At 63.3% G+C, this 12,225-nt stretch carries 6 protein-coding genes; all 6 read left to right on the top strand.

From position 1 onward, the window contains the following. The first annotated feature begins 156 nt into the window (after nt 1-156). The 6 genes from LF252_RS10030 (at nt 157) to LF252_RS10005 (ending at nt 12,207) form a co-directional block, all read left to right on the top strand. On the top strand, nt 157-2,199 hold the full coding sequence (locus tag LF252_RS10030; RefSeq protein ID WP_226269444.1) for a DUF2264 domain-containing protein: 2,043 nt from the start codon (nt 157-159) through the stop codon (nt 2,197-2,199). A 706-nt stretch (nt 2,200-2,905) separates the two neighbouring features. After that, nucleotides 2,906-4,969 (top strand): glycoside hydrolase family 127 protein, encoded by a 2,064-nt coding sequence (locus LF252_RS10025; protein ID WP_226269443.1) that lies wholly within the window; start codon nt 2,906-2,908, stop codon nt 4,967-4,969. A gap of 117 nt (nt 4,970-5,086) precedes the next feature. Beyond that, on the top strand, nt 5,087-6,724 hold the full coding sequence (locus LF252_RS10020) for an alpha-L-fucosidase (RefSeq protein WP_226269442.1): 1,638 nt from the start codon (nt 5,087-5,089) through the stop codon (nt 6,722-6,724). A 240-nt stretch (nt 6,725-6,964) separates the two neighbouring features. Continuing rightward, nucleotides 6,965-9,196, top strand: a complete 2,232-nt coding sequence (locus tag LF252_RS10015; RefSeq protein WP_226269441.1) for a family 43 glycosylhydrolase — start codon at nt 6,965-6,967, stop codon at nt 9,194-9,196. A 78-nt stretch (nt 9,197-9,274) separates the two neighbouring features. Next, nucleotides 9,275-11,164 carry an NPCBM/NEW2 domain-containing protein gene (locus LF252_RS10010; RefSeq protein ID WP_226269440.1) on the top strand — a complete coding sequence of 630 codons (1,890 nt, stop codon included), beginning with the start codon at nt 9,275-9,277 and terminating at the stop codon, nt 11,162-11,164. 5 nt (nt 11,165-11,169) lie between these two features. Beyond that, nucleotides 11,170-12,207 carry a glycoside hydrolase family 43 protein gene (locus LF252_RS10005; protein WP_226269439.1) on the top strand — a complete coding sequence of 346 codons (1,038 nt, stop codon included), beginning with the start codon at nt 11,170-11,172 and terminating at the stop codon, nt 12,205-12,207. The last annotated feature ends 18 nt before the right edge of the window (nt 12,208-12,225 follow it).

The following is a 12,225-nucleotide window of genomic DNA, read 5'->3' as shown; positions in this document are numbered from 1 at the left end:
CCTGAGCATGTCGCGCACCAAGCGAGGACGAAGGACCTTTTACGTTGCAACGATACTCGTTCAGACGTGGTAAGGTCCTTCGTCCTCGCTTGATGCGCGACATGCTCAGGATGACAGCCGGTTTTATCAGCTCATCCATTCTCCTTCCACCGCTCCGTGCTCAAACCCATCCTCACCGCCGCGCTGCTGCTCCTGACGCTGGCGGGCCGGGCCCAACAGGCCGGGCCCACCAACGCGGGCATGCCCTCGGTGCCGCCCGCCGCCGAGAAGTTGCCCCCGTTCGAAATCAACCAGCCCGATACGCAGCTGAGCCCGTTTACCGGCATGACGCGCCGCCACTGGCAGGACGCGGCCCGCTACCTACTCAGCGGCGCGTTCAGCTACGCGCATAAGCTCGACGACCCGATGCAGTTTCCGAAGCAGCCGGGCAAAAGCTACTCCCGCACCCCCAGCCAGTTGCCCACCGAAAAGTTGGAGGGTCTGTGTCGCACGCTGTTTATGGCCGCGCCCCTGCTGCGCGAAGAACCGGGCCTCACGCTCAACGGCATCAAAGTAGCCGATTACTATCGCCACCAGCTCAGCCAGCTGGTGAACCCCGCCAGCCCCAGTTTTATTAAACCCCGGGCTAAAGATGGCGGCCCCAGTCAGGTTCTGGTGGAGTTTGGGGGACTGGGCGTGGCCCTGTTTGCCGCGCCCGAAATCCTGTGGGACCCGTTGCCCCAGGCCACCAAAGACGCGCTGGCCGCCACCATGCTCAGCTACGGCGACGGACCAACAGTGCCGCAAAACTGGCGTTACTTCAACATTTTCATCCTCAGCTTTTTCGATACCCGGGGCTACCCGGTTAATAAAAAGCTGCTGGAGGAGTACCTGCAAAAGCAGCTGACCCACTACGACGGCCAGGGCTGGTACAACGACGCGCCCACCTATGACTATTACAGCATGTGGGCGTTTCAGATGTACGGTCGGCTGTGGAGTGAGTACTACGGCCGGCAGCGCTACTCCGAGGTTGCCCGGCAGCTCGACGAGAACTTTGCCCCGCTCAAAGACACATACCCCTACCAGTTCGGGCGCGACGGGCACATGATTATGTGGGGGCGCAGCATCACGTACCGGTTTGCGGCGGTGGTGCCCTTCCCGCTGATGGGCCTGCGCCCCGCCGCCGATACCAACTTCGGCTGGATGCGGCGCATTGCCTCGGGGGCTATGCTGCAGTTTCTGCAGAACCCCGATTTTCTGCAGGACAATGTGCCCACGCTGGGTTTTTACGGGGCCTTTGAGCCGGCCGTGCAGCCCTACAGCTGCCGGGGCAGCGTGTACTGGCTGGCCAAAGCCTTCCTAGGCCTGCTAGTGCCCGCCGACTCACCCTTCTGGACCGCTCCCGAGAACGAAGGTGCCTGGGCCACGCCGGCCCTGGCCAGCGGCACGGTGTTCAACAAGTTCGAGGCCGGCCCCAACATTCTGGTAACCGACTACCCCAACACCGGTGCGGCCGAGCTGCGCGCCCCCTGCCACCAGCCCAGCTCCGACCCCTACCGCGGCGACGAGAACTACAACCGCCTGAGCTACAACTCGGCCTTCCCCTGGCAGGCCGACGGCCCCAACGGCGAGGTGGCCATGAACTACGTGTTCAAAAATCAGAAAGGGCAATGGGAGCCGCTGCGCCTGTACACCTTCCGCCGCTTCGAGGAAGGCGTGTACTACCGCGACGCCGTGCTGGAAACCAACCCCAACGTGAAGCTGCGCCTGGCCGACGTGCCCCTGCCCAACGGTATCCTGCGCCTCGATGTCAACCAGAGCACCGAAACGCTGCCCCTACGCCTGGGCCACTACGCCCTGCCCAACCTCACCGGTACTGTGCGCCGCAGCACCCGCCGCGTGCAGGGCCGCACCGTGCACCTCCTCGACAACGGTACCTACCAGCTGGCCCTGGTGCCGCTGCAAGGCTGGGACTCTGTGGAAGCCGTGGACGCCACCGGCCTGCACCCCGTCAGCAACCAGAGTACGGTGCTCAATGCGGTGGGCACTTCGGCTCCGAGCCGGCCACTACTAGCTACGCTGCTGCTCTGGAAACGCTCGGGTGAGAAGTGGACCAAGGCTGAGCTGTTGCCTGTGCGCAGCCTGAGTAGCTCGGACTACCGCAGCATTACCGTGCAAATGGCTGATGGCAGCAAGCAAGTGGTACGGTTTGGGGAGTAGGACTGATCTGCAGACTAGTCATATAATCTAGCCTGTCATGCTGAGCGAAGCCGAAGCATCTCTACCGCTTCGCTGCAACGATTCGGACGAGGAGGTAGAGATGCTTCGGCTTCGCTCAGCATGACGTTCCTTTACAAAATCTGCTGAAAAACAACCAGCTGACGAAAAAGCGCCGGCTAAACGCTCAATTTGTCCCGCCTGTTTTGCCCCGAGGGCGCTGAACTTTGCCATAGGCAGAGCGGGATACGAAGTGCCGTTAACCACTTTGCCAACGGCTTTCAGCAGGCCACAAACCACGCGGCGCCTTGGGTGCGCTGCATCAGCACGACCAGGGTGAAGGGGACCCGTTTGCTTTGAGAGAAGCAGGTCGTTATCCGAGCGTCGGCGATACTGTGTGGGAATAGTATCGCCGGCCGGGTGCCGCGGGTTTGTGGCCTGCTACATTTTTGCGTGGTCTGCCGTTGGCAGACCATTGGCTACATTTAAAGGTGAGAAAACCGCGCACTGCGCGGCGCCGCCGGCAGCAACGGGGCACTGGTCTGCAAACTAGCTCCCCGCCGAACAAAGAAACAGCTGCCGCAGCCGGTCGGGTAGGAGTGGGAACCTACCCTGGCCGGCGGGTGCCGGTCGGGGAGCGGTTTTTGCGCATCTGGCCCAGATCAACCTGCTTCGTTCTTGCCCCACATCCGGTATATCAGCCCTTCCCATGTCTGCTACCCGCATCCCCCTGAAACCCTTGCTGCTCACAGCCCTGGGCCTGAGCCTCGCCTCTGCCTCCCTGGCCCAGCAGAAAGCCGACTACCCCATTCAGGCCGTGTCGTTCACTAAAGTGAAGCTGGCCGATAACTTCTGGCTGCCCCGACTCAAAACCAACACCGACGTGACCATTCCGGCCTCGTTTCAGCGTTGCGAGGCCACCAACCGGGTGAAAAACTTCGAAATGGCCGCCGCCAAATCGGGCAAGTTTGCCACCACCTTCCCCTTCGACGACACCGACATCTACAAGACCATCGAGGGCGCTTCGTACTCGATGCAGCTGGAGCCCGACGCCAAGTTGGATACCTACGTGGATGAGCTGATTAAGAAAGTAGCGGCGGCGCAGGAGCCCGACGGTTACCTCTACACCGCTCGTACCATCGACCCCGCGCACCCGCACGCCTGGGCCGGGGAGGAGCGGTGGGAAAAGGAGCGGGAGCTGAGCCATGAGCTCTACAATGCTGGGCATCTCTATGAGGCCGCCGTAGCGCACTACGAGGCCACCGGCAAGCGCAACCTGCTGAACATTGCCCTGAAAAACGCCGATTTGGTGTGCGCCACCTTCGGCCCCGGCAAGCGGGCCGTAGCCCCCGGCCACGAAATCGTGGAAATGGGCCTGGTGAAGCTCTACCGCGCCACCGGTCAGCCCAAGTATCTCGCCACCGCCAAATTCTTCCTGGACCAGCGCGGTCAGTACAAGGGCTACGATGCCAAAAGCCAGGACGTGTGGAAGAACGGCGCCTACTGGCAGGACCATCAGCCGGTGGTAGCCCAGAAGGAGGCCAGCGGCCACGCCGTGCGCGCCGAATACCTGTATTCCGCCATGGCCGACGTGGCCGCCCTTACCGGTGACAAACCGCTGCTGGTGGCCGTGGATACCATTTGGCAGAACATGGTGGGTAAGAAGCTGTACGTAACCGGCGGCACTGGCGCGGCCTCCGACGGGGAGCGGTTCGGCAAGAACTACGAGCTGCCCAACGCCACGGCCTACAACGAAACCTGCGCCTCCGTGGCCGACGTGTACTGGCAGCAGCGCATGTGGCAGCTCCACGGCGACGCCAAGTACGCCGACGTGCTGGAAAAAGTGCTCTATAACGGCCTGATTTCGGGCGTGGGGCTGGATGGCAAATCGTTCTTCTACTCCAACGCCATGCAGGTGAAGAATGCCGCCGACCACGCCCACCCCGAGGCGCAACGCTCCGGCTGGTTCGACTGCTCCTGCTGCCCCACCAACCTGGCCCGCCTGTTTCCGGCCTTGCCCGGGTACGTGTACGGCCAGCAGGGCCGCGACGTGTTTGTGAACCTGTTCGTGAGCAGCACCGCCGACCTGCAAGTGGGTAAGGACCGGGTGCAGTTGGTGCAGCAGAATAACTACCCCTGGGACGGCGGCCTGCAGTTCACCGTCAACCCCGCCCGCGCCACCGACTTCAACCTGCTCGTCCGCATTCCCGGCTGGGCCCGGGGCGAGGCCCTGCCCACCAACCTCTACACTTTCGCCCAGCCCTCGGCCGCCAAGGTGGAAGTGAAAGTAAACGGCCATCCCGTGCAATACCAGCTGCGCAACGGCTACGCCGTGCTGCCCCGCAAATGGCGCAAGGGCGACGTGGTGACCGTGACGCTGCCCATGGAAGTGCGCCGCGTGGTAGCCAACCCCCACGTGCAGGATGACCTGGGCAAAGTGGCGCTACAGCGCGGACCCCTGATGTACTGCGCCGAGTGGACCGACAACCAGGGCCGCGCCAGCAACCTCATCGTGCCGCCCACGGCGCAGTTCACGGCCACCTACCAGCCCGAGCTGCTCAACGGCGTCACCACCCTCACTGCCACCGTGCCTGCCGTGCAGGTCAATGAGGCCACCAACTCCATCCAGACGGTGCCGCAGACGCTGACGGCCATTCCGTACTACGCTTGGGCTAACCGTGGCAAGGGTGAAATGACGGTGTGGTTCCCGGCCAAAGTAGTGGACGTGGACCTGGTGACGCAGCCGGCTGTGCAGAAAGAAGAGAAGAAGTAACACCGCACTGCCTGCTACTGGTCTTTGTCAAACAATGTCATGCTGAGCGAAGTCGAAGCATGACAGGCTTCTAGCTGCTGCTCAAATATCCACCACCGATCCATTTTCCCTCCTTCCATGAATCGTCGTGAACTACTGAAAAGCCTGGCGCTGGCTGCTCCGGCTGCTTATTTCCCCGGTGTCCTGCTGGGCCAGAGCCGGCCGGCTGCTGCCGCCACGGCCCCGCGCTTTGAGCCTACCTGGGAGTCCCTGGCCCAATATCAGGTGCCTGATTGGTTTCGGGATGCCAAGTTTGGGCTGTGGGCGCACTGGGGCCCGCAGTGCCAGCCCGAGTCGGGCGACTGGTACGCCCGGGGCATGTACGAGCAGGGCGGCTGGCAGTATAAGTCGCACCTGGAGCACTACGGCCACCCGTCGAAAGTCGGCTTCAAAGACATTATTCGGGAGTGGAAGGCCGAATCCTGGAACCCCGAGGAGCTGGTGGGCTTTTACCGGCAGGCTGGCGCGCAGTACTTCGTGGCCCTGGCCAACCACCACGACAACTTCGACCTCTACGACAGCCGCCACCAGCCTTGGAACTCCACCCGCCTCGGCCCGAAAAAGGACCTGGTGGACGGTTGGGCCAAGGCGGCCAAAAAGCACGGCCTGCGCTTCGGGGTAAGCGTGCACGCCGCCCACGCCTGGAACTGGTACGACACCGCCCGGCAAGCCGATAAAACCGGCCCATTGGCCGGGGTGCCCTACGATGGCCGCCTCACCGCCGCCGAGGGCAAAGGCCAGTGGTGGGAGGGCCTCGACCCGCAGGCTCTCTACGCCCAAAATCACGCGCCCAGCGGCCCCGGCTCCATCCATCAGCAGTGGGACTGGGGCGACGGGGCGAGCAAACCCGACGCGGCCTACTGCGAGAAGTTCTACCGGCGCACCGCCGAGCTACTCGACAAATACGAGCCCGACCTGGTGTACTACGACGATACCGCCCTGCCGCTCTGGCCCGTCAGTGACGTGGGGCTGCGGCTGGCGGCCTACCAGTACAACACCAGCATCCGCCGGCACCGGGGGCGCAATGAGGCCGTCATCACCGGCAAAATTCTCACCGAGGCGCAGCGCCGCTGCCTGGTGTGGGATATTGAGCGGGGCCAAAGCCAGCAGACCGAGCCGCTGCCCTGGCAAACCTGCACCTGCCTGGGCGAGTGGCACTACAACCGCGGCGTATACGACCGGCACGGCTACAAAAGCGCCCAAACCGTGGTGCAGACGCTGGTAGACGTGGTGAGCAAAAACGGCAATCTGCTGCTGAGCGTGCCCGTGCGCGGCAACGGCACCATCGACGAGCAGGAGCGGGCCATTGTGGCCGAAATCGGGCGCTGGATGCAGGTGAATGGGGAAAGTATCTACGGCACCCGGCCCTGGGGCGTATTCGGGGAAGGTCCCGCCCAGGCGCAGGCAGTAGCCCTCAGCGCCCAGGGCTTCAACGAGGGTAAAGGGAAAGCCTTTGGGGCGCAGGATATCCGCTTCGCCACCAAGGGCGACGTGCTGTACGCCACCGCCCTGGGCTGGCCCACCGATGGGCAGCTGCTCATCACCTCCCTGGCCACCGGCAACTCGCTCCGCCCGCAGCCGGTGCGCCGCGTGAAGTTGCTGGGGCAAGCCAGACAGCCGCTGAGCTTCGAGCAAACGGCCCAGGGCTTGCGTGTGCAGCTGCCTGCCCAGGCCCCGGCGGCCGGGCTGGCGTACGCCTTCAAAATCATGGGGTAGGGTTGAGCTAGCGAAGGAGGAAGACCGTCATGCTGCGCTTATCGAAGCATCTCTACCGAACAACGAAGCGGTAGAGATATTTCGACAAGCGCAGCTTGACGGTTTAAAAAGGTATGAGCTAACGGCTCCGAAATGGTCAAAGTAGGGGAAGAAATTCGCCAGCGAGTTGCGTAGTTGTGGATTTTGGCTGGAAAAACCAGTTTTTCGTGGAGCTTCCTTCCCGCCGATTTTCCACCCGCCATGTTGCCTCCTCTAGTTTCTGCCGTTGCCCATTGGGGTACTCGTTCCAACCCGTTTGCTGCCCCGGTCAGTGGCTGGCTGCGCCGGACTGCTCTTGCGGCGCTGCTGTTGCTGCTTGGGGTGGCAACGGTTGGGCCCGGCTTTGCCAAGGTTCCCAAACCGCCCAAAACCACGGCCTACCTGTTTGTGTACTTCACCGGCAACGAGAAGAAGGAGGAGGCCATCCGCTTTGCCCTCAGTCCCGACGGCTACCACTACCGCGCCCTCAACGGCAACCGGCCCGTCATCAGCTCGGCCGCCATCAGCGAAACCGGCGGCGTGCGGGACCCCCACATTCTGCGCGGACCCGATGGGCAGTTCTACCTGGTGGCTACCGACATGGTATCGGCCAAGGGCTGGAGTTCCAACCGGGGCATGGTGCTGCTCAAGTCCAAGGATTTGGTGAACTGGACGCACAGCGCCATCAACTTCCAGCGGCGCTACAAGGGCCAGGAAAACCTGCAGCGCGTGTGGGCTCCGCAAACCATTTACGATGCGAAGGCCGGAAAGTACCTGGTGTACTTCTCCCTGAAGCACGGCGACGAGCCCGACAAAATCTACTATGCCTATGCCAATAAGGATTTTACTGACCTGGAAGGCGAGCCGAAACAGCTGTTCTTTTCGCCCACCAACGGCTCCTGCATTGATGGCGACATTGTAGCCAAGGATGGCAAGTTTTACCTGTTCTTCAAAACCGAGGGCCAGGGCAACGGCATCAAAGTAGCCGTGTCGGATAAGCTGACCAGCGGCTACGTGCTGCGCGACGAGTACGTGCAACAAACCAAGGATGCGGTGGAGGGTGCCGGCACGTTCCGGCTCAACGGCTCCGCCGACTACATCCTGATGTACGACCGGTACATGAGCGGCCAGTACCAGTTTACCCGCACCAGTGACCTGCGCACGTTTAAGGTGGTGGATGGCGAGGTGAGCATGAACTTCCACCCCCGCCACGGCACCGTGCTGCCCATCACCGAGCAGGAGGCCGCCCGCCTGGCTGCTCGCTGGCTGCCCGCCACCGAGCCCCTGCTGACGGCTCAGAACCCCGCCATCCGGCCCAACAACACCGCCGTAGATAGCGCCGCCCGTCAGGTGCGCTTCCTCGTGAAGCCGGGCACCAACCTCAAAGCCCTCGACCCGCAGTTCCGGCCCATTCCCGGCACGCAGCTCACGCCTAGCGGCCCGCAAGATTTCTCGAAAGGTCCCGTGCGCTACACCGTGCGGGTAGGGGAGCGGCCCGCCGAAACCATCACCGTATCGGCCACTGAAACCCACAACCCCGCCCTGGGCGGCTACTTTGCTGATCCGGCTATCATCTACGCCGAGAAAACCGGCCGTTTCTACCTCTATCCGACCTCCGACGGATTTACGGGCTGGTCGGGCACCTACTTCAAGGCGTTTTCCTCTTCGGACTTAGTGAACTGGAAAGACGAAGGCGTGATTCTGGACTTGCCCAAGGACGTGAGCTGGGCCAAAAAGAACGCCTGGGCCCCGTGCATGCTGGAGCAGAAAACCGCCACCGGCTACCGCTACGCCTACTTTTTCTGCGCCGCCCAGAAAATCGGGGTGGCGTTTTCGGACAGCCCCACCGGTCCGTTCAAGGACTCCGGCCGGCCCCTGCTCGACAAGCTGCCCGAGGGCGTGAAGGGCGGCCAGCAGATTGACCCGGCCGTATTTCACGACCCGCAGAGCGGCAAAAACTACCTGTACTGGGGCAACGGCTATATGGCCGGCGCCGAGCTGGGCGACGACCTGATGAGCCTCAAGCCCGGCACCACCCGCGTGCTCACGCCCGACAATACCTTCCGCGAGGGCGCCCACGTACTGTTCCGCAACGGCACCTACTACTTCATGTGGAGCGAGGACGACACCCGCAGCCCCAACTACCGGGTGCGCTACGGCACGGCCACCACGCCGCTCGGCCCCATCACCGTGCCGGCCAACAACTTGGTAGTGAGCAAGGACGCGGCCAGCGGCATCTACGGTACCGGCCACAACAGCACCATCCAAATCCCCGGCCGCGACGAGTGGTATCTGGTGTATCACCGCTTCGCCTTCCCCAACGGCATTACCATGGGCGACGCCGCCGGCTACAACCGGGAGGTCTGCATCGACAAACTGGAGTTCAACCCCGACGGTAGCATCAAGCAAGTGGTGCCCACGCACGCCGGTATCCAGCCGGTAAAGATGAAATAGCCGGTCGTTTCTGCCGCTGCAACTGCCGGCTTGCCTTATCCTTTTCTCTGTTCGATTCTCCACGCCTCCCACCACCGCATGCCTTTCCGTTCCACCTCACTTGTTGCCGCGCTGGCGGGCGGCCTGCTGCTCGGGGCCCCGGCTGCCGCCCAGCAACGGGCCAAGCCAACAGCCCTGCCACCCGCCTTCCGTACCTGGGCCGCCACGCCGCCGCTGGGCTGGAACAGCTGGGACTGCTACGGCCCCACCGTGACGGAAGCCGAAACCAAGGCCAACGCCGACTACATGGCCCGCTACCTGCGGCCCTTCGGCTGGGAGTACGTGGTGGTGGACATCCGCTGGTACGTGGGCAACGACACGGCTCACGGCTACAACGAGCAAAACCCCGACTGGAACCTGGATGCGTACGGCCGCTTCGTGCCGGCGCCCAACCGGTTTCCCTCGGCCGCCGGCGGGCAGGGTTTCAAGCCCCTGGCTGATTATCTGCATAGTAAGGGGCTGAAGTTCGGCATCCACATCATGCGCGGGGTGCCGGTGCAGGCGGTTCTGCGCAAACTGCCCATCAAAGGCACCCAGCTCACGGCCGCCGATATTTACTCGAAAGAAGGCCAGTGCAGCTGGCTGCGCGACATGTACACGGTGGTGGCCGACCGCCCCGGCGCGCAGGAGTACTACAACTCCCTGTTTGAGCTGTACGCTGGCTGGGGGCTGGATTTCGTGAAGGTCGATGACCTCTCGGAACCTTACCACGCGGGTGAAATCGAGCTGATTCGCAAAGCCATTGACCGCACCGGCCGCCCCATCGTGCTGAGCATGTCGCCGGGCGAAACGCCCATTGCCAACGCCCCGCACGCCCAGCAGCACGCCAACATGTGGCGCACCGTGGGCGACTTCTGGGACAGCTGGGACCAGCTCAAGGAGCACTTCGACGTGTGTAACCGCTGGGCTCCCTACAGTCGCCCCGGCAACTGGCCCGACGCCGACATGCTGCCGCTGGGCCGCCTGGGCATCCGGGCCGAGCGGGGCGACGACCGGATGACCCGCTTCACCCGCGACGAGCAACGCACCCTGCTGACGCTCTGGAGCATGGCCCGCTCCCCGCTCATGTTTGGCGGCGACCTGCCCAGCAACGACCCGTTTACCCTCAGCCTGCTCACCAACCGGGCCGTGCTACAGGTAAACCAGCGCAGCACCGGTGGCCGCCAACTGTTCCGCCGCGGCGACCTGATAGCCTGGACCGCCAACGACCCCGCCACCGGCGACCAGTACCTGGCCCTGTTCAACGCCGAGGACCAGCAGCCCGCCCCGGCCAACGCCGCCGCCTGGCGTAGTGAGCTTATCACCCGCCAACACCCCCAGCAGGAAGTGAGTGTGGAGCTGAACGGGGCCAATAAACTCTACCTGGTAGTGCGCGACGGGGGCGACGGCTCGGCCTGGGACCACGCCGACTGGCTGAACCCCCAACTGCACCGCGGCACCGAAGCCCTGCCACTCCGCAGCCTGACCTGGCTACAGGCCACCGCCGGCTGGGGCAAAGTCAGTCAGGGCAAAAGCGTATCGGGTGGGGCGTTGCGGGTAGGGGAGCAGACCTACCCCGACGGCATCGGCACCCACGCTAACTCCATCATCGAGTACGACGTGCCGGCCGGCTGCACCCGTTTCACGGCCACCGTGGGCCTCGACCGCGCCGCCGCCGGGCAGAACACCGGTGGTACTTTCCAGGCCCTCGTGTTCACCCAAAAACCCATGCTACCCCCACCCGCCGATTCGGTGCGCATACCGGTAGCCCTGAAGGAGTTGGGTCTGCCCGCCGGCACCACGGCCACGGATTTGTGGAGCGGCCAAAGCGTGGTAGTGAAAGGCGGGGAACTGGCCCCCTACGTGCGGCGGCACGGCGCGGTATTGTACCGCCTGAGTGCGCCCAAAGGTGCATCCCGGAAAACGCCAGTCACCGGAGCCAAGCTGTAAGGAAGATGATACACACCGTATATCAACGAGGAAGTATAACGCGAAATGGTGCGAAATGGCTGGTGCTGGCCGTCCTGCTGGCTCCGGCCGAGGCCTGGGCCCAGCAGGCCAAACCGCCGGTTGTTCGCCAGAACCTGCCGCTGGATTCTATCCGGCTGAGCGACCCGTTTATCCTGGCCGACCAGAAAACCCACCAGTATTATATGACGGGTACCGGCGGCCTGCTCTGGAAAAGCCCCGACCTGAAGCGCTGGAGCGGCCCGTATACCGTAGCTAAACCCGACCCTGCGTCCTGGATGGGGCCGAAGCCGATGATTTGGGCGGCCGAAATTCACCCCTACAAAGGCAAGTATTACTACTTCGCTACCTTCACCAACCCGGCCATCAAAATTGACACGGTGCAGGGCCAGGTGATTGAGCGCCGGGCCTGCCACGTGCTGGTCGGCAACCGGCCCGATGGTCCGTTTGTGCCGATGCGCGACGCCACTTACCTGCCCGCCACCATGCCTACCCTCGACGCGACGCTGTGGGTGGATAAGGACCAGAAGCCCTACTTGGTGTACTGTCACGAGTGGCTGCAGAACCAGAACGGCACCGTGGAGAAGATTGCGCTGAAGCCCGACCTGAGCGGTACCGTGGGTAAGGGGAAAGTGCTGTTTCGGGCCAGCGAAGCCCCCTGGAGCCGGGAAAACCCGCGCACCGGCCCGGTGCGGCCCAACAAGGTTACCGACGGTCCCTACCTGTTTCGCACCGGTACTGGCCGGCTGGGCATGATTTGGACCAGCTGGGTGTACGACCAATACACGCAGGGCGTAGCCTATTCCCAAAGCGGTACCTTGGATGGCCCCTGGACACAGGAAGCGGAGCCCATTACCCCGCCCAACTACGGCCACGGCATGCTGTTCCGCACCTTTGATGGCAAGCTGCTGATGTCGTTGCACAGCCATAAGGACATTAACGGGGACTACCACCGCGTGCCGCACCTGTTTGAAGTGAGCACCGTGGGCGACAAATTGGTGCTGGGTAAACCGTACCGACCCTAGCCAAGTCCGTTTCCAACT

This window comes from Hymenobacter pini (assembly GCF_020421205.1).
In the GTDB taxonomy this organism is placed as follows: Bacteria; Bacteroidota; Bacteroidia; order Cytophagales; family Hymenobacteraceae; genus Hymenobacter; species Hymenobacter pini.
This window is presented reverse-complemented; position numbering and strand designations above follow the sequence as displayed.